At 69.8% G+C, this 22,771-nt stretch carries 22 protein-coding genes and 3 tRNA genes; 12 read left to right on the top strand and 13 right to left on the bottom strand.

Features of this window, described 5'->3' with window-relative positions; genetic code table 11:
* Positions 1 to 6 precede the first annotated feature (6 nt).
* Both ACFWCK_RS04465 and ACFWCK_RS04460 read right to left on the bottom strand, forming a co-directional pair.
* Positions 7 to 720, bottom strand: a complete 714-nt coding sequence (locus ACFWCK_RS04465; protein ID WP_378804756.1) for a response regulator — start codon at positions 718 to 720, stop codon at positions 7 to 9.
* Entirely contained in the window at positions 717 to 2,375 is a 1,659-nt protein-coding gene (locus ACFWCK_RS04460; RefSeq protein ID WP_378804755.1) for an ATP-binding protein, read from the bottom strand. The genes ACFWCK_RS04465 and ACFWCK_RS04460 overlap by 4 nt, the downstream gene beginning before the upstream one ends.
* 187 nt (positions 2,376 to 2,562) lie before the next feature.
* Here ACFWCK_RS04460 and ACFWCK_RS04455 point away from each other — a divergent pair, with 187 nt between their 5' ends.
* The 4 genes from ACFWCK_RS04455 (at position 2,563) to ACFWCK_RS04440 (ending at position 6,910) form a co-directional block, all read left to right on the top strand.
* Positions 2,563 to 3,420, top strand: coding sequence for an ABC transporter ATP-binding protein (locus tag ACFWCK_RS04455; protein ID WP_378804754.1), 858 nt, complete (start codon positions 2,563 to 2,565; stop codon positions 3,418 to 3,420).
* On the top strand, positions 3,417 to 4,382 hold the full coding sequence (locus tag ACFWCK_RS04450) for an ABC transporter permease (RefSeq protein ID WP_233312278.1): 966 nt from the start codon (positions 3,417 to 3,419) through the stop codon (positions 4,380 to 4,382). The genes ACFWCK_RS04455 and ACFWCK_RS04450 overlap by 4 nt, the downstream gene beginning before the upstream one ends.
* 68 nt (positions 4,383 to 4,450) lie before the next feature.
* Positions 4,451 to 5,551 (top strand): ABC transporter substrate-binding protein, encoded by a 1,101-nt coding sequence (locus ACFWCK_RS04445; protein ID WP_378804752.1) that lies wholly within the window; start codon positions 4,451 to 4,453, stop codon positions 5,549 to 5,551.
* Positions 5,552 to 5,818: 267 nt separating this feature from the next.
* A complete protein-coding gene (locus tag ACFWCK_RS04440; protein WP_378804751.1) occupies positions 5,819 to 6,910 on the top strand; it encodes a metallophosphoesterase family protein in 1,092 nt (363 codons plus the stop codon).
* A 109-nt stretch (positions 6,911 to 7,019) separates the two neighbouring features.
* On the opposite strand, the gene ACFWCK_RS04435 is transcribed toward ACFWCK_RS04440, so the two are convergent.
* The gene (locus ACFWCK_RS04435) at positions 7,020 to 8,390 is read right to left on the bottom strand and encodes an MFS transporter (protein WP_378804750.1); all 1,371 of its coding nucleotides are present in this window, start codon (positions 8,388 to 8,390) and stop codon (positions 7,020 to 7,022) included.
* 302 nt (positions 8,391 to 8,692) lie between these two features.
* Here ACFWCK_RS04435 and ACFWCK_RS04430 point away from each other — a divergent pair, with 302 nt between their 5' ends.
* Positions 8,693 to 9,622 carry a hypothetical protein gene (locus ACFWCK_RS04430; protein WP_378804749.1) on the top strand — a complete coding sequence of 310 codons (930 nt, stop codon included), beginning with the start codon at positions 8,693 to 8,695 and terminating at the stop codon, positions 9,620 to 9,622.
* An 84-nt stretch (positions 9,623 to 9,706) separates the two neighbouring features.
* Here the strand turns inward: ACFWCK_RS04430 and ACFWCK_RS04425 are convergent, their stop codons facing one another.
* Positions 9,707 to 10,633 carry a DMT family transporter gene (locus ACFWCK_RS04425; RefSeq protein WP_378804748.1) on the bottom strand — a complete coding sequence of 309 codons (927 nt, stop codon included), beginning with the start codon at positions 10,631 to 10,633 and terminating at the stop codon, positions 9,707 to 9,709.
* 39 nt (positions 10,634 to 10,672) lie between these two features.
* Here ACFWCK_RS04425 and ACFWCK_RS04420 point away from each other — a divergent pair, with 39 nt between their 5' ends.
* Complete coding sequence (locus tag ACFWCK_RS04420) at positions 10,673 to 11,176, top strand: MarR family winged helix-turn-helix transcriptional regulator (protein ID WP_378804747.1); 504 nt, start codon at positions 10,673 to 10,675, stop codon at positions 11,174 to 11,176.
* Positions 11,177 to 11,200: 24 nt separating this feature from the next.
* Here the strand turns inward: ACFWCK_RS04420 and ACFWCK_RS04415 are convergent, their stop codons facing one another.
* The 7 genes from ACFWCK_RS04415 to ACFWCK_RS04385 form a co-directional block, all read right to left on the bottom strand.
* On the bottom strand, positions 11,201 to 11,713 hold the full coding sequence (locus tag ACFWCK_RS04415) for a hypothetical protein (protein ID WP_378804746.1): 513 nt from the start codon (positions 11,711 to 11,713) through the stop codon (positions 11,201 to 11,203).
* 17 nt (positions 11,714 to 11,730) lie between these two features.
* Positions 11,731 to 12,384, bottom strand: coding sequence for a Pr6Pr family membrane protein (locus ACFWCK_RS04410; protein WP_378804745.1), 654 nt, complete (start codon positions 12,382 to 12,384; stop codon positions 11,731 to 11,733).
* A gap of 64 nt (positions 12,385 to 12,448) precedes the next feature.
* On the bottom strand, positions 12,449 to 13,078 hold the full coding sequence (locus ACFWCK_RS04405) for a dihydrofolate reductase family protein (RefSeq protein WP_378804744.1): 630 nt from the start codon (positions 13,076 to 13,078) through the stop codon (positions 12,449 to 12,451).
* Between the two features lie 75 nt (positions 13,079 to 13,153).
* On the bottom strand, positions 13,154 to 13,990 hold the full coding sequence (locus ACFWCK_RS04400; RefSeq protein WP_378804743.1) for a DUF6597 domain-containing transcriptional factor: 837 nt from the start codon (positions 13,988 to 13,990) through the stop codon (positions 13,154 to 13,156).
* A 142-nt stretch (positions 13,991 to 14,132) separates the two neighbouring features.
* A tRNA-Phe gene (locus tag ACFWCK_RS04395) sits at positions 14,133 to 14,205 on the bottom strand.
* Positions 14,206 to 14,283: 78 nt separating this feature from the next.
* A tRNA-Asp gene (locus ACFWCK_RS04390) sits at positions 14,284 to 14,357 on the bottom strand.
* A gap of 27 nt (positions 14,358 to 14,384) precedes the next feature.
* A tRNA-Glu gene (locus ACFWCK_RS04385) sits at positions 14,385 to 14,457 on the bottom strand.
* A gap of 254 nt (positions 14,458 to 14,711) precedes the next feature.
* Here ACFWCK_RS04385 and ACFWCK_RS04380 point away from each other — a divergent pair.
* Positions 14,712 to 16,103: a M23 family metallopeptidase gene (locus ACFWCK_RS04380; RefSeq protein ID WP_378804742.1), complete on the top strand. Its 1,392-nt coding sequence runs from the start codon at positions 14,712 to 14,714 to the stop codon at positions 16,101 to 16,103.
* Between the two features lie 106 nt (positions 16,104 to 16,209).
* Here ACFWCK_RS04380 and ppa read toward each other — a convergent pair whose 3' ends face one another.
* The gene (gene ppa, locus ACFWCK_RS04375) at positions 16,210 to 16,701 is read right to left on the bottom strand and encodes an inorganic diphosphatase (protein WP_378804741.1); all 492 of its coding nucleotides are present in this window, start codon (positions 16,699 to 16,701) and stop codon (positions 16,210 to 16,212) included.
* A gap of 153 nt (positions 16,702 to 16,854) precedes the next feature.
* Between ppa and tilS the strand changes: the two genes are divergently transcribed.
* Positions 16,855 to 17,844, top strand: coding sequence for a tRNA lysidine(34) synthetase TilS (tilS, locus tag ACFWCK_RS04370; RefSeq protein WP_378804740.1), 990 nt, complete (start codon positions 16,855 to 16,857; stop codon positions 17,842 to 17,844).
* 81 nt (positions 17,845 to 17,925) lie between these two features.
* Here tilS and ACFWCK_RS04365 read toward each other — a convergent pair whose 3' ends face one another.
* Positions 17,926 to 18,534, bottom strand: coding sequence for a DUF937 domain-containing protein (locus tag ACFWCK_RS04365; RefSeq protein ID WP_378804738.1), 609 nt, complete (start codon positions 18,532 to 18,534; stop codon positions 17,926 to 17,928).
* Between the two features lie 120 nt (positions 18,535 to 18,654).
* On the opposite strand from ACFWCK_RS04365, the gene hpt reads away from it, so the two are divergent.
* The 4 genes from hpt (at position 18,655) to folP (ending at position 22,749) form a co-directional block, all read left to right on the top strand.
* Positions 18,655 to 19,206 (top strand): hypoxanthine phosphoribosyltransferase, encoded by a 552-nt coding sequence (gene hpt, locus ACFWCK_RS04360; protein WP_233312250.1) that lies wholly within the window; start codon positions 18,655 to 18,657, stop codon positions 19,204 to 19,206.
* Between the two features lie 154 nt (positions 19,207 to 19,360).
* A complete protein-coding gene (gene ftsH / locus ACFWCK_RS04355) occupies positions 19,361 to 21,364 on the top strand; it encodes an ATP-dependent zinc metalloprotease FtsH (RefSeq protein WP_233312249.1) in 2,004 nt (667 codons plus the stop codon).
* A gap of 3 nt (positions 21,365 to 21,367) precedes the next feature.
* Complete coding sequence (gene folE, locus ACFWCK_RS04350; RefSeq protein WP_233312248.1) at positions 21,368 to 21,961, top strand: GTP cyclohydrolase I; 594 nt, start codon at positions 21,368 to 21,370, stop codon at positions 21,959 to 21,961.
* Entirely contained in the window at positions 21,958 to 22,749 is a 792-nt protein-coding gene (gene folP, locus ACFWCK_RS04345) for a dihydropteroate synthase (protein WP_378804736.1), read from the top strand. The genes folE and folP overlap by 4 nt, the downstream gene beginning before the upstream one ends.
* The last annotated feature ends 22 nt before the right edge of the window (positions 22,750 to 22,771 follow it).

Genomic DNA, 22,771 nt, shown 5'->3' with positions numbered 1-22,771 from the left:
CGAGCCTCAGCGTCTCCGCGCCGCGTACCGGTGCTCCGGTCTGCCGGTGCTGCCGTAGCGCAGCTCGAGGCGCACGAGGCCGGACTGTTCGAGCTGCGTGAGAGCGCGCTGCGCGGTCGTCCGGCTGATGCCGATCGACGCGGCGATCTCCTGCGCCGACACGTCGGCGCGCCGTGCGGTCACCGCGTCGAGCACCGCCTGGAGGGTGGGGGCGAGCCGGCGTCCCTCCTCGGGTGCGGGAGCAGGACCGGGGCGAAGCAGATCGAAGAGCCGGTTCACGTCGTCCTGCGTGGCCGCGTCGCCGAGCGCCGCGATCCGCTCCTGCGCGTTCCGGTATGCGGTCAGCCGTTCGGCGAGCTCCGCGAACCCGAACGGCTTCACCAGGTAGTGCAGCGCGCCGAGCTGCACCGCGCGGCGCACGGTCGCGAGGTCGTTCGCGGCCGAGATCACGATCACCGCGGGCCCGGTCCCCGTGCCCGTCGAGAGATCCGGATCCGCGAGCAGCTGGCGCACCACCTCGAGTCCGTCGCCGTCGGGCAGGTACACGTCCATGAGCACGAGGTCCGGCCGCAGGTCCCTCGCCTGCCGCAGCGCCTCCGCGGCGGATCCGGCCTGTCCCACCACGCGGAAGCCGGGCACGGCCTCGACGAACCCGACGTGCACGCTGGCGACGCGGAAGTCATCGTCGACGACGAGCACCGTGGTCTCGGAGTCGGTCATCGGACGCCTCCCTGCGTCGGGGCGGCGGTCGCGGAGCCCGGCGCGTCCGTGTTCGCCGACTCCGCAGCCGACTCGCCGCCGGACCGCGGGATCACCACGGTGAACGCGGCGCCGCCGTCGCTTGCGACCGAGACGGTGCCGCCGAGCCGGCTCGCCGTCGTGTGCACGAGCGACAGTCCGAGCCCGCCGTGCCGCGCCAGGGCCCCGCGCTTGGTCGTGTAGCCGCTCTCGAAGATGCGCGGGACGGAGCCGTCCGGTACGCCGGGGCCGTTGTCGGCGACGCGCACGGTCAGGGCGTCCGGGGTCTCGACGATCGCGACGGTCACGCGGCGCGGCGCGGGGGAGTCGGACAGCGCGTCGAACGCGTTGTCGATGAGATTGCCGAGGATCGTGACGAGCGCCTGCAGACGATCGGATGCGGATCCGAGATCCGTCTCGGGCGCGATCGCCAGATCGATGCCGCGCTCGTTCGCCTCCGCGGCCTTGCCCAGCAGCAGGCCCACGATCATGGGTGCGCCCACGTGGGTGCGCAGGGTGCGGTCGAGGTCGGCCGAGGTGCCGCGGATCTCGTTCAGATACTGCAGCGCCTCCTCCGTCCGCCCCAGCTCGAGCAGCCCCGCGACCGCATGCATCCGGTTCGAGAACTCGTGCTGCTGCGCGCGGATCGACTCGGCGAAGCTGCGCTCGCCGTCGAGCTCCTGGGTGAGGCCGGTGACCTCGGTGCGATCCTGCAGCGTGAGCACGGCGCCGTGCGGTCGCCCGGCGAGGGTGACCGGCATGCGGTTGAGCACGAGCACGCCCGCGTCGGTCACGGCGATCGCGTCCTTCACCTCGGTCGTGCCGGTGAGCGCCTCGCGGATCGGGCTCGCGACGAGCACGTCGTCGAGGCGACGCCCACGAGCGCCTTCGGGCAGGCGCAGCAGGCGCTGGGCCTCGTCGTTCACCACCGTGATCCGCCCCGCAGGATCGATCGCGATCACGCCCTCCCGGATGCCGTGCAGGGTCGCCTCGCGCTCCTGCAGCAGGCGGGCGATCTCGTCGAGCTCGAGTCCGAACGTGCGACGCTTCAGCAGTGCGGCGAGGCCGAACGACACCGCCGTCCCGATCGCGAACGCCAGCACGATCCAGGTCGCGTAGATCGGCAGCTGTCCGAGCAGCTCCGCCGCGACGCTCGACTCCCTGATGCCGACTGACACCTCGCCGATGACCGTGCGGGTGGAGCCCGCGAACACCGGCACGCGGGCGTTCGCGGTCGTGCCGGTCGATCCGACGTCGGTGCCCCGATGCACCTCGCCGTCGCGGGCGATGATGTCTTCCGAGACCTTCTTGCCGATCAGGGCGGGGTTCGGATGGGAATGCCGCACCCGGTCCATGTCGATGACGACGACGTAGGCGGCGCCGGTGCGCTGCGTCGTCGCCGTGGCGAGCTGCTGCACGTCGTCGCAGGCGCCGCCGCCGGAGGAGAGGCAGCCCTGCACGGCAGGCATCTCGGCGAAGGTCTGCGCGATGTCCGCCGCGCGGTCCTGGTAGTCGCTGGTGAGGTTGGCGCGGGCGGTGATCGCGAACAGCACGAACCCGATCAGCAGCGAGGCGCTGAGGATCGCGACCTGAGCCAGCAGGATCAGGCTCGACAGTCTCCGGATCCGTCGTCGCATCACACCGGATTCTCTCACCGTCCGTCATGTCGCGACCGTGCACAGAACGCCCAAAAGGTGCGACAACGCCCGAAACGGCGGGCAATGCGCGCAAGCGCGACAGCGATGCGGGCCGCGGGCGAGCATCGATCCATCGCCCGGCGTCGTCGCCGCGGCGAGCAGACACAGACAGAGAGGTCTTCGTGCCATGAGCGACACACGTTCCCCCGGCGCCGGCCGCGCCCCCGATGTCGGCGGACCCGCCGCCGGCATCGAGATCGTCGGCCTCACCAAGCGCTTCCTCACCCCGAAGGGCGACACCTTCACCGCGATCCGCGACGTGTCGCTGACCGTCGAGCCGGGTCAGTTCTGCGCGATCGTCGGACCGACCGGCTGCGGCAAGTCGACCACGCTCGCGCAGGTCTCCGGCCTCGAGAAGCCGTCGGCCGGATCCGTGAGCGTCGGCGGCCGCATCGTCGACGGCATCACGCAGGGGGTCAGCTACATGTTCCAGGCGGACTCGCTGTTCCCGTGGAAGACCGTGCTGAACAACGTCATGGTCGGCCCCGTGCTCACCGGCACACCCAAGAAGGAGGCCACGGTGCTGGCCCTCGACTGGTTGCGCCGCGTGGGGCTCGCCGGCTTCGAGGACCGCTACCCGCATCAGCTGTCCGGTGGCATGCGCAAGCGCGTCGCGATGGCGGCAGCGCTCATCAACCGTCCGCGGATCCTGCTCATGGATGAGCCGTTCGGCGCGCTGGATGTGCAGACCAAGGCGATCATGCAGACCGAGCTGCTGCAGCTGTGGGAGGAGTTGCGGCCGTCCGTGCTGTTCATCACGCATGACCTGGATGAGGCCGTCGCGCTCGCCGACCGGGTGGTCATCATGACCTCGAGCCCCGGCACCGTGAAGGACGTGTTCGAGATCGACCTGCCCCGCCCCCGCGGCGACGTGCAGCAGATCCGCCATGAGGGCCGCTTCCTCGAGCTGCAGGGCCAGATCTGGGAGTCGCTGCGCGAAGAGGTCGACCGGGCCTACGCGCAGACCGCGGCGGTGGCAGCATGACCGCGGCGACGGAGCGGATCTCCGACGCCGGGATCGCTGCGGTGAACACTCCGCCCCGCACCGACATCACGGGATCGCTCGGCTACGCGGCCGACGACCCCCGCAACTTCTTCCGTCCCGAGATCCAGACCGAAGCCGAATTGCAGGCCGCGGGCCGCCGCGCCCGCCGTCGCCACACCGTGTGGGTGTGGGTCGGCCGGATCGGGCTCGCCGCCGTCGTGCTCGGCGGCTGGCAGCTGTTCACGGCCATGGGCTGGGTGGACAAGTTCTTCTTCGGTCAGCCCACCGCCGTGTGGGACAGCCTGGTGCACCTGTTCACGGTGGGCACGGCCTTCGGATCCATCTGGGAGAACCTGTGGGTCACGGTGCAGGAGGCGCTGCTGGGCTTCGCGGTCGGCACGCTCGCGGGCATGATCGCCGGCATCCTGCTCGGCAGCAATCGCTATCTGGCCGAGGTGTGCGGTCCGTACATCAAGATCATCAACGCCATCCCGCGCATCGTCCTCGGCTCGATCTTCATCGTCGCGTTCGGTCTCGGAATGCCGGCCAAGGTGCTCCTCGCCGCGGTGCTGGTGTTCTTCGCCGTCTTCTTCAACGCCTTCCAGGGCGTGCGGGAGGTGGATCCGAACCTCGTCTCGAACGTGCGGGTGCTGGGCGCGTCGCCGCTGCAGGTCGCCCGCCACGTCACGATCCCGTCTGCGATGACGTGGATCATTGCGAGCCTGCACACCGCCTTCGGCTTCGCCATCATCGGCGCGCTGGTGGCGGAGGTGCTCGGCGCGCAGCGCGGCATCGGCCTCATCATCAGCCAGGCGCAGGGATCCTTCGACCCGAACACGGTGTTCGCCTGCATGGTCATCATCGCGGTGTTCACGCTCGTCGCCGAGTACCTGATCTCCCTGCTCGAGAAGCGCGTGCTGCGCTGGCGCCCGCCGACGCGGTCCGAGGCCTCGTCGATCTGATCCCCTCCCCTCGCAATCCCTCCTCACCAGGAACGCCGGCCCGATCGGCGCAACGAAAGGAAACCCACATGAACAAGCGCGGCATCGTCGCCGTCGCGGCGGCCGGAGCACTGATGCTCAGCCTCGCGGCCTGCAGCGGCGGAGCGTCCGGATCCTCCGGATCCAGCACCGCCGGAGCGAACGGCTCCTCGCCCGAGACCGTGAAGATCATGGTCGGCGGCATCGACAAGCAGATCTACCTGCCGTACAAGCTCGCCGACCAGCTCGGCTTCTACAAGAAGTTCGGCGTGAACGTCGAGCTCTCCACGGAGCAGAACGGCGGCGTCGGCGCCGAGGACGCGATGATCTCCGGCCAGGTCGACTTCGCCGGCGCCTGGTACAACCACACGATCGAGCTGCAGCCCAAGGGCAAGGAGGTCATCGACGTCGTGCAGCTGTCGGGCGCCCCGGGCGAGCGTCTGATGTGCACCGACAAGAGCGGCGTGAAGAACCCGTCCGACATCAAGGGCAAGAACATGGGCGTCACCGACCTGGGTTCGGGCACGGACAAGCTCACGCAGTTCATCGCGCACAAGGGCGGGCTGTCCACGAGCGACTACCAGACCGTCGCCGTGCACGCCGGCGCGACCGCGATCGCCGCCCTCAAGCAGGGCTCGGCGGACTGCGCGATGACCACGCAGCCGACGGTGACCGCGCTCACCACGCAGAAGGTCGCCGACACGGTCGTCGACCTCGCCACCACCGAGGGCGCGCAGAAGGCGCTCGGCGGAGCATGGCCGGCGGCGGGTCTGCTCGGCCGCTCGGAGTGGGTGAACGCGCACAAGGACGCGACGCAGCGGGTCGTGAACGCTCTGGTCGCCACGATGCACTGGATCGACGAGCACTCCGCGGCGGACATCGCGAACAAGCTGCCCGCCGAGTACGTGAACAACTCCACGATCACCAAGGACCAGTACGTGGCCGGTCTCACCACCGACAAGGGGCAGTTCCTGCCCGACGGCATCATGCCCGCCGGGGGACCCAAGACGGTGCTCGACATGGAGAAGCAGCTCGGTCTGGACACCTCGAAGGTCGACATCTCCAAGACCTTCACGAACGACTACGCGCAGAAGGCCAACAAGGACGCCGGCACGAAGGTGACCACCACGGCCGCGGGTTCCGACGGCTGATCCGGATCCTGTCGGGGTCGCCGAGTCGGATCCGGATCCGGATCCGGATCCGGTTTTGATTCCGCCGAAGCACGACGATGCCGGGCGCTCCCAGACGGGACGCCCGGCATCGCCGTGTGCGGGATCCGGCCCAATGCGCACACTCGGCGCAGCGATTCGACCCCGGCCGCCGATCGAGGTCACGATGTCGTCGTCCGTTCACGCACTGTTCGCGTGCCTTTGCTGATCTCGAAGAGACAGACGGTTCTGCGACAGCAAAGGAACATCGTGATCTCTCGACGCTCACTCATCACCTCCGGTGCCGCAGCCGGGGCGCTCCTGGCGGTGGAGACGGCGGCCTCGGCTTCCGCGCGGGTGCTGCCCGCCGGCAACGGCAACGGCACGGGGCCGGGCAACGGCAACGGACAGGGCAACAACGGCAACGGCAACGGCAACGGCGGCGGATCCGTCACCGTTTTCAACGTCATCAGCGACATCCAGGGCGACCTCGCCGACTTCGCGGTGGCGCTGCAGGACATCGCCCAGATCAACCCGGGCAGCAAGGGCATCGCGATCGCCGGTGACATCACCCCGCGCGGCTACGACTTCGAGTACGCGCAGGTGAGCAAGGTGCTCGCCGCGAACCCCGCACCGAAGTCGCTCGCGTGGGCCATCGGCAACCACGAGTTCTACGTGCCGAAGTACTCCGACCCGAACACTCTCGCCCAGGCCACCTGGCCCAACGGCACCACGGAGGACTCGCTGTTCAAGAGCTTCTACAACTTCGCGGGCCGCAACACCATCTACAACGAGCAGGTCTTCGGCGACGTCCCGGTGCTCATGATCGGCACCGAGAAGTACATGCACTACCACGACGCCACCCTCTGGGATGAGGTGTGGATGAGCGACGCGCAGTTCGCCTGGCTCGAGGACCGGCTCTGGTACTGGCGCGACCGCAAGCGTCCCGTCATGGTGATCAGCCACCACCCGCTGCCGAACACCGTCTCGGGCTCGCGGAACAAGCTCTACATGTCGGACTATCTGCAGACCGACCGCCTGCTGGATCTGCTGGGGCGCCACCCCGATGTCTTCCTGTTCACGGGGCACACGCACTGGGATCTGGCGCTCTCCGACTGGTACGCGCGCCGGATCGTGGCGGGCACCGGCAACCTCGACGGCTTCAACGTGGTGAACACCGGTGCGATCCAGACCGGCTGGACCGACAACGGCTCGGGTGGCGAGTCCGTCGTGCCCGGCGGCTTCAACCAGGGTCTGCAGGTCGAGGTCGGCGCGAAGTCCGTGACGATCAAGGCGCGCGACTTCCAGCGCAAGGAGTGGATGAAGCAGGTGCGGATCCCGCTGTCCACCCAGTGGTCCTGACCCTCGGCTGACGAGGACGGCTGATCCCTTCCCCAGCTCGCCCGGTCGTCTGCACGACGCCGAACGGCGGCCCTCCGAAGAGGCGCCGCCGTTCGAAGCCGCGAACGGCTCAGCGTCGTGCGACGGCCGGGTCCTCGGATCCGATCCGCTGAGCCAGGCGCGAGCGGTCGTCCGCGTCGAGGGCGCGCAGATCCGCCCCCTTCGTCTCGCGGGCGGCGGCCACGGCGACGAGCGTGATCGCGCAGGCGATCGCCACGTAGATCGCGACAGGAACGCTCGAGTGATACTGCGCGAGCAGGCTGGTCGCGATGATCGGGGCCAGGGATCCGGCGAAGATCGACGTGACCTGGTAGCCGAGGCTGACACCCGAGTACCGCATCAGCGTGGGGAACATCTCCGCCATGATCGCGGGCTGCCCCGCGTACATCGCGGCATGGAAGACGAGGCCGAGGGCGATGGCCGCCCAGATGACGATCGGATTGCCGGTGTTCATCATCGGGAAGGCGAAGAAACCCCAGGCGGCTCCGAGGAGGGCGCCGGCCGCGTACACGGGCTTGCGGCCCCAGCGGTCCGACAGCCGCCCGAACAGCGGGATCACGAGGAAGTGCACCACGTGGGCGCCGGCCAGGATGAGCAGCGTCGCCGACGTCGCCTCCTTGACGGACTGGGTGAGGTACACGATCGAGAAGGTGACCACCACGTAGTAGAGGATGTTCTCCGCGACGCGCAGGCCCATCGCGACAAGCACGCCGCGCGGGTAGCGGCGCACGACCTCGAGCGGCCCGAAACTCGTCGATGCCTCCTGGTCCTGCGCCGCCTTCATCTCCAGGAAGATCGGCGCCTCGGTGACCTTGGTGCGGATGTACCAGCCGATGAGCACGATCACGGCCGAGAGCCAGAACGCGACGCGCCAGCCCCAGCCGAGGAACGCATCCTGCGGCAGCGTCGCGGACAAGGCGAAGAGCACGAGCGTGGCGAGCAGGTTGCCGACCGGCACTGCGGCCTGGGGCCAGCTCGCCCAGAACCCGCGCCGCTCGCGCGGGCTGTGCTCGGCGACCAGCAGCACGGCGCCGCCCCACTCGCCGCCGATCGCGAAGCCCTGCGCGAACCGGAGCAGCACCAGCAGGACCGGTGCGAGATACCCGACCTGGGCGAAGCCGGGCAGGCAGCCGATGAGGAACGTCGCGGCGCCGATGATCAGGATGCTGGCCTGCAGGAGCTTCTTGCGCCCGTACTTGTCGCCGAGGTGCCCGAACACGATCCCGCCGAGCGGGCGGGCGATGAAGCCGATCGCGTATGTGACGAAGGCCGCGATGATCCCGCTGAACGGGTCGTCCGACGGTGGGAAGAAGACGGTGCCCAGCACGAGCGTCGACGCCGAGGCGTAGAGGAAGAACTCGTACCACTCGACGACCGTGCCCGCCATGGAGGCGGCCACGACGCGGCGCAGGCCGGAGGGGGATGCTGTCTCGTACGCCATGTGTGCTCCTTTGCACGTTCGGAGACGTCTGTCGGTTCTCCAGCCTGAGTCGACTCCATCGTTGCGACAATGCCCATATGCGGCGGGCGGAGTGTGCAGAAATGCACACTCCGAGGTCAGGGGTGCATGGTCGGAATGGCGGGATCCAGCTGCCGCTGACGGCGGAAGGACGCGGCGTCGCGCCCGGCGTGGTCATAGGCAACGCCCCGACACTGGGGTGCGCGGCGGCCAGGGGTCGCGAGCCCGGCCGACCCCGGGTGGCCGGGGGAGGGATCCTGATGCTGAGAGCGCGGAGGGGAGCCATGTCACCCCGTGCGGGTGCGGACGTCCTCCTCGAGGATGTCGAGTGGCATCAGCGTGCCGCCCGTCGCGCGGTCGGATGGGCGTGCGCCGGCCTGCTCGTGGGGAGCCCGATGATCGGCCGCCTTCTGATCGGGCTGCAGGCCGCTCGGGACGAAGTGGATCCCTGGGGCCCTCTCGACGCTCTCATCATCCTCGCCGGACTGGCGTTCTGGGGTGGCGCAGTCTGGCTGCTCGTGCGTGCCGACGTGCACGGACGCACGGCGGTGGAGATCGCACGATGGCAGATCCGGGATGTAGACGGGAGCCGGGTGGCTTCGATCGAGTTGCACGGCCGCGCGCGGGGCGCACGGGGGATGCGCACATGGATCGCCCAACGGCACGCCACGGTGGTCCCGATCGCCGCACTTGCGCCGCGCGATCGAGGCGCGCAGCTCCTCATCGCCGCACGCAGCCGACCCGGCACCGAACAGGAGCGGCGGGCGAGCTTCGGCGAGGGGATCGCGACGGGCTATGCGCAGGGCGTTCGCCGTGCGCGACGCACCGCCGCGGTCCTGGGCGGTGCAGAGCTGATCGTCGGCGGCGTCGCGGTTGCCGGATTTGTATGGGGAGGCGGCTCGGCGGCCCTCTTCCGGAGCAGTGCGGTCGCGTTCGTCGTCCTCGTCGTGTCGTCGCCGATCATCGGGCGCGCGGAGCGAGGCGGCCCGAACGGAGTCCGCGCCCTCGCCGCAGGCATGCTGCCGAGCTTGCGGAGCAGGGACGGGCGGCTGGACGTGAACCAGGTCGCCGCGATGATCCGGAAGCCCCGTCTTTATGACCTCTGGGCGGAGCTGCATCCCTTTCCTCGCGCGGCACTCGGATCTCAAAGGGGCTCCGCCTTCGGTAGGGATCTTGGCGCGAGCCGCGCCAAGATGCCCCGCTGCCGGACGTGACAGACATGTGATCCGGTGAGCACGAGGACAGTCCCGCCTGACGTTGTGCGGGGTGCGGGCCCGGTCGCGGCGCGGAGCGCTCGTTCAGGTCGTGCAGGGGGCGGGAATCGCCTCGGTCTGGGGGCGGACGGCCGACGCGTCGCGCGCGCGCCGTCGCCGCGCTGCGAACCTGTCCAACACGAGCGGTGCGGCGATGCCGAGGAGGACCAGCGCCAGCCCGGCCAGCTGGCGGCCTTCCAGGATCTCGCCCGCCACGAGCACCCCTAGAAGCACCCCCGTGACCGGGTTGAGCAGGCCGACGAGGCCGACGGTGCCGGCGGGCAGGTGCTTGAGCGCCGCGAACCACGCGACGTTGGCCACGGCGGTCGCGATCAGGGTGAGGTAGCCGTACGCCGCCAGGGCTGCGCCGTCGACGGCGGGCGGCGGCCCTTCGACGATGGCCGCGACCGGGATGAGCGCGAGGCCGCCGAAGACGAGCTGCCACGCCGTGGACGGGAGGATCCCGACCTCGCCGTTCCAGCGCTTGGCGAGGATGAACCCGATCGACGACATGGCCATCGCGGCGATCGAGGCGATCACGCCGCGCGGGTCGACGGAGTTCGTGGTGCCGAGCAGCATGAGCGCGACGCCGCCGATGCCGACGAGGGCGCCGAGCAGGCGCAGGATCCCGGGTCGCTCGCGCAGGATCGCCCAGGCCGCGAGGGCGATCGCGACGGAGGAGGTCGCCATGATCGTCGACGCGATGCTCGTCGGCAGCAGCTGCGCGGCGGCGTAGACGAGCACGAAGAAGGCCCCGACGTTGAGGGTGCCCAGCAGGGCGGACTTCCACCACCAGGAGCCGCGAGGGAGGCGGCGGACCAGCGTCAGGAGCAGCAGTCCCGCGGGCAGTGCGCGGATCGCGGCACCCCAGATCGGGGAGTCGGGTAGCCACTCGCGCGTGACGAAGTAGGTGCTGCCCCAGGCGATCGGAGCGATCATCGCGACGACGAACCACCGCCAATTAGTTTCCATGGAAGACACTATAGCTTCCTTGGAAGATATAGTGAAGGGGTGACGGAGATCGATGATCAGGTGACGCGGATCCAGCAGGCGTGGCGGCGGGAGCGCCCCGACCTCGATGTGACCCCGATCGGCACGATCGGGCGCCTGCATCGCCTGGCTCTGGCGTTGACCGAGGAGCTCGTCGCGGTCTATCGCAGGCACGGGCTGTCGGAGGGTGACTTCGATGTGATGGCGGCACTGCGCCGTTCGGGCGAGCCGTACGAGGCGAGCCCCACGGATCTCGCCGCCTCGACGATGATCACGAGCGGCGGGATGTCGAAGCGTCTCGACCGGTTGGAGGGCGCCGGGCTCGTCACACGGAGGGCCGGATCCGGCGACGGACGCGGTCGGGTCGTGGCGCTGACGGCGGAGGGCAGGGCGCTGATCGACGCCGCGTTCGCCGATCACGTCGCCAACGAGCAGCGACTGCTGGCGATGGTTCCGGCATCGGAGCGAAGGGCGCTGGAGGCGACTCTGACCGGCTGGCTGGCGCACTTCGAAGCGCGCGACTGACGCCGACGTGCCCAGCCGCGCGGCTCAGCCGGCGCACTCCCGCGACTGGTTGGTGATGGTCCAGTCGGACGTCGGCCGTGTCATCACCACGGTGCCGCAGTCGCCCGATGCGAGGTAGGTCACGAAGAGGGTCGCGTCGGTCGCGGTCTCCTGCTGCACCGCGATGTCGACCTGCGCGTCCTGACCGAGGGCGCGATAGAGCTCTGCGGTGACGGCGATCATCTCGTCGCAGCTGGACACGTGGACGGGGCCCCGTTCGTTGAGCTCGGCGACCATCCGCGTCGCGAGCTCGGGGGAGAGGGCCGCGCACGATGCTGCGGTGTCGGGAACGCGAGAGGCGTCGAGCCAGGCGCGGAACGCGTCGGCCGCACCCAGCGGGTGGGGCGTCGCCGGATCCGACGCCTGGGCCGTCGATTCGGCCGTGGACGTCGCCGCACCGCTCTGCGCCGATGCGTTCTGATGCGCGTCGTCAGGGCTCGGAGCGCACGCGCTCAGGAGGAGCATCGCGGCTGCGCCGATCCCGATCGCCGCCGACACGCGTCCATTCCGGAATATCACTGCCTCATTGTTTCAGACCGGGCTCCGAGCATCCCGGGAAGACGGCTCGCCCACCAGACGAGCGCGCCCGCCACACCCAGCGCGCCGAGTAGACCGAGCGCCGTCAGGGCGATCGCGCCCGCGCCCCGCTCCGGTAGGAGGAATCCGTAGGGCACCCAGCCGTCCGTCGCCCCTCGCGCGAGCACGACGATGAGCCAGAGGACCGGATAGGGCGCCAGGATCCAGAACCGCGGCCATGGCATCGGTCCGCGGTCGCCGATGATCAGCCAGTCCAGCGCCATCACCGACGGGAACACGATGTGCAGCGTGACGCTCACCCACGGAGGGGCGGATCCTGTACCCGGAACGAGGCCGTTGTAGATCACGGCGACCAGCAGCATGCACGCGGTCGCCACGGCGCGCGCGTCGGTCAGCCAGCCGTGCGCCCCTCGCGCGGTCATGCCCCGAGCCCCCACGAGGATCAGGATGATCGCTGCGAGCAGGCTCGTCAGATTCGTGAAGAACCCGAAATAGTCGAACGGGTTGTATCCGTTGTCGGCGCCGCCCCGGACGTAGGTGAGCATCAGGATCGTGATGATCGCTGCGCCGAGGACGAGTCGCGCCGCGCCGACGCCCTGCATGCCGAGGCGTGATGCGGGCCGGGGCGTCATACCGCGACGATACCGGTGCTCCGCATCGGTCTGGGCTCAGGCTGGCCCGGGTTCGATGCGGCGCTTACCGGCGCTCTGCCGGCACCGTGTAAAGGGTATGCAGCACGCCGTCGCCTTGCACCACGACCGTCGGGCCTTCGAACAGGTGCGGGCCGACGAGGTCTCCGAAGTAGGGCCTGCCGGATCCGAAGACGGCGGGGACGACGTCCATCGCGACCTGATCGACGAGCCCGGCCGCGAGGATCTGACCGCCGACCCGGCCGGCGTTGACGGCGACGATGCGGTCGCCCGCCAGGTCCTGGGCCACGGCGATCGCCTCGGTGACGTTGTCGACGAAGTGGTACGAGGCCTCGGGATGCCAGCCCTCCGGCTTGGGTCGGTGAGAGACGACGACCACGTGCTCGCCCGCCGGCGGGCGTCCCTCCCAGCCGTCGACGAGGTCGAAGAGGTGCCGGCCCATCACGATGCAGCCGATCGACTGCCAGAACCCGCGGACGTACTCGGCCGACGCCGGAGATACGCGGAAGCTGCTTCCGGATCCCGAATGGTCGTGATCTCCCTCTGGGGCTTCCGGCTCCGGGAGGATCGGGGTGTCTCCGTTGAAGTACCAGTCGTGGAGCGGGCCGACACCGTCGTGGTCGTCGGCGATGTAGCCGTCGAGGCTCGTCACGCTGTGCATGATCACCGTGCCCATGGTGGGTTCCCTTCGTCGTGCCGGATGCGGATGTGACGATCCTCGCCGGACTTCGGGGCGAGGGCTTGGAAAAAATCACTCGGCCGGCATCGGTCCCATGTCGGGCGGGAACGCCGGATCCGGCGGAACTCGGCGTCGCAGCGCCAGGTAGTCGGTCGGAGTGCGGCCGGTGAAGTCGCGGAACTCGTTGATCAGGTGCGGCTGATCGAAGTAGCCGACGGTCTGCGCAAGATCGGCCCAGGCGGGCGGGGCCGCCGCATCGACTGACAGCACCACACGGGCGAACCGGTAGATGCGGGCCAACCGCTTCGGGGTGACGCCGACCATCGAGGTGAACCGGGAGGCGAGCCGGTTGCTGCTGAGCCCGGTGTCGCTCGTGAGGGCCGCGACGGTGCCGGAGCCCCAGGACGACTCGATTCGTCGAGCAGCCTGCTGGGCGGGATCCCGCTCGTCCGCCGTGGACTCGGTGAGCCGGGACAGGAGCTCGGTTTCGAGCAGACCGATCAGGGCGGAAGTGGAGGTGGCTTCCGCCAGCTGGTCGCGGAGCTCCGAGAGGCTCGACCCCCACAGTCCGTCAGCGGGCACGCAGCGATCCCGCAGTTCGCCCATCGGTGCTGTCACGAACGGTGCGAGGCCCCACGGCTTGAGGTGCACGCCGACGACGTTCACCTCGCGGCCGTACTCGATGACGTACCGGCGGGTCCAGATCCCGAGGAACCACGCATCCACGAGCGTCTCGGGCGGTCGCTCGCCGGTTGGATCATGAAGCACGATCGGGGCCCCGAGGTTGATCATGAGGTGGGCGGAGGGCATCGGAGGCACGAGCAGCCGACGCCGATGACCCGGGTCGCCGAAGAGGCAGTAGACATCGTCGGCGTAGCGGTCCAGCGGCGGAGCCGGCTTCCTGCCCACATAGCGCACGCTGTCAGTCTGACGCCGGGACGGCGGCGGCGACAGTGCAGTTGGGCCGGCGGCCTCCCCACGAAAAAGGCGAAACCCCCGCGATGTAGAAGCTACGCGAGGGTTCCTGGGCTGATTGTAACGATCAGCCGTGTGGCTCCGACCGGCATCGATCCGGTGACCTTTCGATTTTCAGTCGAACGCTCTACCAACTGAGCTACAGAGCCGCACAGATCGGAAGGTGGAAGCTTCTGACCTGCGTCCTAGACGACAGGCCTTTCCGAAGAAAGGCCTGTCGCATGGAGCGACCCTGACGGGACTTGAACCCGCGACCTCCGCCGTGACAGGGCGGCACGCTAACCAACTGCGCTACAGGGCCAGAACTATGAAATTGTATCGGAAAGAGTGACCCCAACGGGATTCGAACCCGTGCTACCGCCGTGAAAGGGCGGCGTCCTAGGCCACTAAACGATGGGGCCGGGGTGAGCCGCAGGGCTCACTTGCCGACGCTCAAGCATAAGGGGTTCCTGAGCGAAAACACCAATCGAGAGCGCGTCGCTCTGGATCCCGGGCGTGTCCGGGCGCAGAATGGAAGTTGGTCCCGTCCCGTCCCCGAACGCTCGACCAGCACCTGACGATTCGAAGAATTCCCGTTCCTGAGCCGGATCCGAGGGTTGCGATTGAGGCTGATGTTGTTAGTGTGACATGAGTGAAACCGGCGAAAGGGAGCCGCGTGAACCATCTGAACATCGAAGACGCCCGCCGACCCGGACAGGCGTCGCTGGTTCGGCGTGCCCGCGCGGCGCGCCTCGGACGTCGCCGCGGCGGCGTCGCTCTCAGCATCGCCACCGTCGGTGCGCTGATCCTGGGCCTCCTCATGGGCGCTCCTGCTGCCTACGCCGACGACTACCCCAGCTGGGATGACGTGCAGGCGGCGAAGGCGAACGAGGCCACCGCCGCCGCCGAGGTCTCGCGCATCCAGGGGCTCATCGCCACCCTCACGCAGAACGTCGCCGACACCAAGGCCGCGGCCGAGGCAGCCGGTAACGAGTACTTCGCGGCGCAGCAGGCGCTCGACGCGCAGGCGCGCCGCCTCTCGGATCTGCAGACGCAGGCCGATGCGCAGAAGAAGGTCGCCGATGATTCGGCCAGCAAGGCCGGGCAGATCGCCGCGCAGCTCTCCCGCGACGGCGGCGACACCACCGCGCTTCAGCTGTTCTTCTCCAACTCCACGGCGAACAAGGACGAGCTGCTCCAGCGGCTCGGCCAGATGGACCGTGTGCTCTCCGGCACCCAGGCGATCTACGACAAGGCCCTCGAGGCGAAGAACACCGCGCAGGCGCTGACGGATCAGGCGAGCGCGGCCAAGACCGAGCGCGATCGGCTCGCCAAGATCGCCCAAGACAAGATGCAGAAGGCGCAGGCCGCTGCGGATGCCGCTGCGGCCGCGCTCGCCAACCAGCAGGCCAATCTCGGCCAGCTTCAGGCGCAGCTCGCCGCGCTGCAGGACACCACGGCCAAGACGGTGGCCGGCTATCAGGCCGGTGAGGCGGCCAGGGCTGCGGCCGAGGCCGCACGTCAGGCCCAGCTCGCCGCCGAGCGCCAGGCCGCGATCGACGCTGCGGCCAACAACGGCGGTGGCGGTGGCGGCGGTGGCGGTGGCGGCTCCACCGGTGGTGGCACCGGCGGAGGCACCGGAGGCTGGGTGCGCCCGTTCGGCGGCTACCAGTCCTCGGGCTACGGATATCGCGTGCCCGATTGCGATTACTGGGGTTGCTCTTCCAGCTTCCACGCGGGCGTCGACCTCGCCGACGGCAGCTGCGGTTCGCCGATCTACGCCGGACACTCGGGCACGGTCGTGTACGCGGGCTGGAACGGCGGCTACGGCAACTACATCAAGATCGACAACGGCGACGGCAGCGGTCTCGCCACCGGCTACGGGCACATCCTCAACGGCGGCTTCAACGTCGGTTACGGGCAGTGGGTCAATGCGGGCGACGTGATCGCCTTCGCGGGCAACACCGGCGGATCCTTCGGCTGCCACCTGCACTACGAGGTCTATCAGTGGGGCAGCACGATCAACCCCATCAGCTTCATGGAGAGCCAGGGCGTCTACATGGGCTGATCCTCGGATCCTCACGGAGAAGACCCCCGGGCCGCTGAGCGGCACCGGGGGTCTTCTGTGTATCAGGCGTTTCGGGCCCCTTCGAGAATGTCGGGGCCCGAACGGGTCAGTGGCCTTCGTTGGCGAAGCGCTCGATGGCCTCGTCGAGGATCCGCTGCGCCTCGGTAGCGTCGCCCCAGGCGTCGACCTTGACCCACTTGTTGGGCTCGAGGTCCTTGTAGTGCTCGAAGAAGTGCGAGATCTCCTTCTTCGTGTACTCGGCCAGGTCGTCGACGTCCTGGATGTGCGACCAGCGCGGGTCCTTGCTCAGCACGGCGACGAGCTTGTCGTCACCACCGGCCTCGTCGCTCATCTTCAGCACGGCCACGGGGCGCACGTTCACGACGACGCCGGGGAAGATGGCCTGGTCGAGCAGCACCAGCACGTCCAGCGGGTCGCCGTCCTCGCCGAGGGTGTTGTCGAAGTAGCCGTAGTCGGCCGGGTAGCCGAAGGTCGTGTAGAGCACGCGGTCGAGGTGCACTCGTCCGGTCTCGTGGTCGACCTCGTACTTCACGCGGCTGCCGCGCGGGATCTCGATGACGGCGTCGTGTGCGCCCATGCGTGTGCTCCTCAGAAAAGACGGTTGGATGCCGCGGACAAGCCTACTTCGCGCGCAGCCTCACGCGTGGGCCCGTGCTCGCCAGCATCGGAGCACGCGCCCGCCGGCGATGACGGACGGGCGGCGTCGAACCCGCCCGGGTAGCGTGAGAGCGTGCCCTCCCTCTCTCCCGCCGTCGCTGAGATCCGCCGTGCCGTGCGTGCCGCATTGGCGGCGCTGCCTGAACGACCGAGCGCCGTGATCGTGGCGCTCTCCGGGGGCGCCGACTCCCTGGCGCTCGCCGCGGCGACCGCCTTCGAGGCGCGCGCCGCGGGGATCCGCGTGCGGAGCGTGACGGTCGATCATGGGCTGCAGAGCGGATCCGACCGCGTCGCGGCCGAGGCGGCGGCGAAGGCCTCGGCGCTCGGCATCGAGGCGCTCGTGGAACGGGTCGTCGTGGCCGAGTCCGGGGAGGGGCCGGAGGCCGACGCGCGAGCGGCCCGTTACGCGGCGCTGCGCCTGGTCGCTCAGCGCGAGCAGGCCCCCGTGCTGCTCGGGCACACGCTCGACGACCAGGCGGAGACGGTGCTGCTGGGCCTGGCGAGGGGATCGGGCGCCGGCAGCCTGCAGGGCATGGCTCCCGTGCGCATCGACGAAGACGACACCACCTGGATCCGCCCGCTGCTCGCCGTGCGCCGTGAGACGACGCGCACCGCCTGCACCGCTGAGGGGCTCGAGCCCTGGAACGATCCGCACAACGCCGACCCCCGCTACCTGCGGGTGCGGGCACGCGAGCGCGTGCTGCCGGTGCTCGAGGCCGAGCTGGGGCCGGGCATCGCCGAGGCGCTGGCTCGCACGGCAGAGCAGCTGCGCGAGGACGCGGAGGCGTTCGACGAGATGATCCACGAGACCATCGAGGACATCGTGGAGCACGCCGAGGCGGGCATCTCCGTCAGCGCTGCGGCCCTCGCCGCCAACCCGGCCGCGCTGCGCAATCGCGTGATCCGCCTCGTCGTGCAGAGCGAGTTCGGGGTCGGCCTGACCCGGACTCAGACCGTGGAGGTGGCGCGTCTGGTGACCGACTGGTCGGGCCAGGGCCCGCTCGACCTGCCGGGCTGCACGGCTGCGCGGGTGGGCGGCCGCATCGTGTTCGCCGCGCGCTAGACGCGGCGACACGCTAGACGCGGAGACAGCGGAACGCGGCCCCCCAGGGAGCCGCGTTCCGGAATCGCCGTGAGTCGGCTCCTACTTCTTGCCGCCGAGCAGGCCGCCGATCAGGCCACCGATGTCGATGCCGCCACCGCCGGCCGTGGAACCCTGCTGCTGGCCGCCGCCGAACAGGCCGCCGAGGCCGCCCAGGATGTCGCCCAGGCCACCGCCGCCCGCCGACGAGCCCTGCTGCTGGCCGCCACCGCCGAGCAGGCCGCCCAGGATGTCGCCGAGGCCACCGCCGCCGCCTGCCGACGAGCCCTTCTGGCCGTTCGCGATGAGGCCCATCACGATCGGGGCGAGGATCGGGAGCAGCTTGCCGAAGTCGATGCCGGCCGTCTTCTGGTCGCTCGTCAACGTCTGCGCGACCTGGTCCGCGTTGTCGCCGAACACGTGCGAGACGATCTTCTGGCCATCGGCCTCGTCGACGTCGTCGACCGACGCCGCGCCCGAGAAGCCGTCGTGCTTGGCGAGAGCGGCCTCGATCGCGGAGGAGCCCTCCGGCGTCTCGGCGTTCTTCGCGAGGCCGCCGAGCAGGGCGGCCCCGCCCTCCTGCACCGCCTGCCGCGCGACGTCCTCGCTGACGCCGAGCTTCTGGGCGATGTCGCCGATCGGCACCTGGTTGAGGATCTCGTCGATGTCCATGGGACTCCTTCCGTCCGCGACGGGGGCTCGGTTCCCCCAAGCGCCACCCCGCCTCTCCGCTCACAGTAGCGGGCGCGGCACGCCTGCGGGAGAACGGATCCGGTCGCGTAAAATCGATCCATGCGCGCTGCGGACATCCCCGACGACCTGACCGAGATCCTCGTCACCGAGGAGGAGATCCGCGCGAAGCTCGATGAGCTCGCCGTGCGGGTGGCCGAAGACTATGCGGGCAAGGACCTGCTCCTGATCGGGGTGCTCAAGGGCGCCGTCATGGTCATGGCCGACTTCGCGCGGGCGCTGCCGTTCTCGGCGCCGATGGACTGGATGGCCGTGTCGAGTTACGGTGCGTCGACGAAGTCGAGCGGCGTCGTGCAGATCCGCAAGGACCTCGACACCGACCTGCACGGCAAGCACGTGCTCATCGTCGAGGACGTCATCGACTCGGGCCTCACCCTGAGCTGGCTCCTGGAGAACTTCGCCTCGCGCGGCGCCGAGTCGATCGAGGTGCTCGCACTGCTGCGCAAGCCCGAGGCGGCGAAGGTCGAGATCGACTGCAAGTACGTCGGCTTCGACATCCCGCCGGAGTTCGTCGTCGGCTACGGCCTCGACTACGCCGAGCGCTACCGCAACCTGCGCGACGTCGCCGTGCTGGCGCCGCACGTGTACGCCTGACGCCCTTCGGCTCGCCTGCGGGCTCGGCTCGCTCAGGAGCCGGCTGGGGCCTGCGACTCGCTCAGGAACCGGGTGCTCCCGGAGCCATCGCACGGTACGCCGTGGGCGAATCCCCAGGAGGGCCCCAAGTCTCTCGCGCTACGCTGATCGGATCATGGATGTCAAGAAGATCACGCGCAGTTGGCTGACCTATGTGGTGCTGATCGGCCTGTTCCTGGTCGGCGGCTTTCTGCTGATCAGCAACCTCGGATCCTCCTCGCAGGTCTCCACCGAAGAGGGGCTCGACCTGCTGAAGAAGGGGAGTGTCACGAAGGTCGTCAACACCGACGGCGACCAGCGCGTGGACATGACGCTGTCCGAGGAGTACAAGGGCTCCAAGACGGTGCAGTTCTACTACGTGCAGGCCCGCGCGGCCGACGTGGTGAAGGCGATCGACTCCGCCGCACCCAAGGACGGTTTCAACGACGCCGTGCCGAAGGCGAGCTGGTTCGACGGCTTCCTCTCGATCCTGATCCCCATGGTGCTGCTCGGCCTGCTGTTCTGGTGGCTGCTCTCCAGCGCACAGGGCGGCAACAGCAAGATCATGCAGTTCGGCAAGTCCCGAGCGAAGCTCGTGAACAAGGAGAACCCGACCGTCACGTTCGCTGACGTCGCGGGTGCCGACGAGGCCATCGAGGAGCTCCACGAGATCAAGGAGTTCCTGCAGGACCCGGGCAAGTTCCAGGCGATCGGCGCGCGGATCCCCAAGGGCGTGCTGCTGTACGGCCCTCCCGGAACCGGAAAGACCCTGCTCGCACGCGCCGTCGCCGGCGAGGCGGGCGCCCCGTTCTACTCGATCTCCGGATCCGACTTCGTCGAGATGTTCGTCGGCGTCGGCGCCTCTCGCGTGCGCGACCTGTTCACGCAGGCCAAGGAGAACGCCCCCGCGATCATCTTCATCGACGAGATCGACGCCGTCGGCCGGCACCGCGGTGCGGGCCTCGGCGGCGGAAACGACGAGCGCGAGCAGACGCTGAACCAGATGCTCGTCGAGATGGACGGCTTCGACCCGAACGCGAACGTCATCGTGATCGCAGCGACGAACCGCCCCGACATCCTCGACCCGGCGCTGCTGCGCCCCGGCCGCTTCGACCGGCAGATCGGCGTGGATGCGCCGGACCTCAAGGGCCGCCAGCACATCCTCGAGGTGCACGCGAAGGGCAAGCCGCTCGCGAACGGCGTCGACCTCGAGGTCGTCGCCCGCAAGACCCCGGGCTTCACCGGCGCCGACCTGGCCAACGTGCTCAACGAGGCCGCTCTGCTGACCGCGCGCTCGAACGCGCAGCTCATCGACAACCGCGCTCTCGACGAGGCGATCGACCGCGTCATCGCCGGTCCGCAGCGCCGCACCCGCGTGATGAAGGACAAGGAGAAGCTCATCACGGCGTACCACGAGGGCGGTCACGCGCTCGCGGCGGCGGCGATGAACTACACCGACCCGGTCACCAAGATCACGATCCTGCCGCGCGGCAAGGCCCTCGGCTACACGATGGTGCTGCCGCTGGACGACAAGTACTCGGTGACCCGCAACGAACTGCAGGACCAGCTCACCTACGCGATGGGCGGCCGCGTGGCCGAGGAGATCGTGTTCCACGACCCCACCACGGGAGCCTCGAACGACATCGAGAAGGCGACCTCCATCGCCCGCAAGATGGTGCTGGAGTACGGCATGACGACCGAGCTCGGCCCGGTCAAGCTCGGCACCGAGGGCGGTGAGCCGTTCGCGGGCCGCGACATGGGCCGTGGCCGCGAGTACTCCGAGACCATCGCCGAGCGTGTGGACACGCAGGTGCGCGCGCTCATCGAGCAGGCGCACAACGAGGCGTACGAGGTGCTCAGCGCCAACCGCGACATCCTCGACAAGCTCGCGCGCGAGCTCCTCGAGAAGGAGACGCTGGACCACAACCAGATCGCGGAGATCTTCACCGAGATCCGCAAGCTCCCCGAGCGTCCGCAGTGGCTCTCGAGCGAGGACCGTCCGGTGTCGCTGCTGCCCCCGATCGAGATGCCGCAGCGCGGCGTCGAGGTCGGCACCGCGGCGACCGAGGCGGCGCAGCCGTCGACGGAGCGCCGTCCGGGCGCCGCGGGTGGCGGGAAGCCGCGCCCCGCGACGGCCTGAGCGATGGCCGTCGATCGGGACCGCGTCGCGAGCCTGACCCGTGAGCTGCTGCTCGCGATCGGCGAGGATCCGGAGCGTCCGGGGCTGAAGCAGACCCCGGCGCGCATGGCGGACCTGTATGCGGAGTTCTTCGCCGGCCTCGGCGAGGATCCGGCAGCTCCCCTCGCGCACACGATCAGCGTCTCGCACGGGCCCGCCCCCGACACGCTGCCCTCGGGTGCGGTGCTGCTGCGCGGCATCCGGTTCCGCTCGGTGTGCGAGCACCACCTGCTCCCGTTCGCCGGGCACGCGCACATCGCGTACCTGCCGGGGGAGCGCGTGGTGGGCCTCGGCGCGCTCGTGAAGGTGGTCGAGATCCTCGCGTCCCGTCCGCAGGTGCAGGAGCGACTCGGCGAGCAGGTGGCGGATGCCATCGCATCCCACCTCGACGCGCAGGGCGTGCTCGTGGTGATGGACGCGGTGCACGGCTGCGTCACCATGCGCGGGGGTCGCCAGACCGAGGCCTCGACGCTCACGATCGCGGCCAGGGGCGTGTACACGGATCCGGTCGCGCGCGCCGAGCTGATCGCGCTGATCGGCTCGGGATCCGGCGCATGACCGCGATCTGGGGGATCGTCAACGCCACCCCCGACTCGTTCAGCGACGGCGGCCGCTACGCCGACCCTGACCGCGCCGTCGCGCACGGCGTGCTGCTGCGCGCTCAGGGCGCCGACGTGCTCGACATCGGCGGGGAGTCCACCCGCCCCGGCGCCGAGCGGGTCACCGCGGACGAGGAGCAGCGCCGTGTGCTGCCGGTGATCGAGCGCCTCGCCGCGGAGGGCATCCCGGTGAGCGTGGACACCCTGAACGCCGCAACGGCGGCCGCCGCGGTCCGGGCAGGAGCGCGCATCGTCAACGACGTCTCGGGCGGCCTCGCGGATCCGGAGATGCTCGCGGCCGTGGCCGAGTCGGGCGCCGACATCGCGCTCGGGCACTGGCGGGGCCCGTCGTCGGACATGTACGCACGCGCCGAGTACGCCCGGGTGGGCCGCGAGGTGGCCGCCGAGCTGCGTGAGCGCGTGGCCGCCGCGGCCGCTGCGGGGATCGCTCCGTCTCGCATCATCGTGGATCCGGGGGTGGGCTTCGCGAAGACCGCGGGCCAGAACTGGGATCTGCTGCGCGAGCTCGCCGATGTCGTCGCGCTCGGACCGCGCGTGCTCGTGGGCACCTCGCGCAAGCGCTTCCTCGCCGACGCGCTGGGCGCGGACGCCGATGAGCGACGCAAGGATCTGGCGACCGCCGTGACGAGCGTGCTCGCGGCGCGCGCCGGGGCGTGGGCCGTGCGGGTGCACGACGTCGCCGCCACGCGCGATGCGCTCGCCGTGCTCGGCGCCTGGGACCGCTGACCGCCTCCCGCCGTAGGCTGGG

It is taken from the genome of Microbacterium sp. NPDC060117, from assembly GCF_042729315.1.
In the GTDB taxonomy this organism is placed as follows: Bacteria; Actinomycetota; Actinomycetes; order Actinomycetales; family Microbacteriaceae; genus Microbacterium.
The sequence above is the reverse complement of the archived record's forward strand: the minus strand, read 5'-3'. Positions and strand labels throughout refer to the sequence as shown.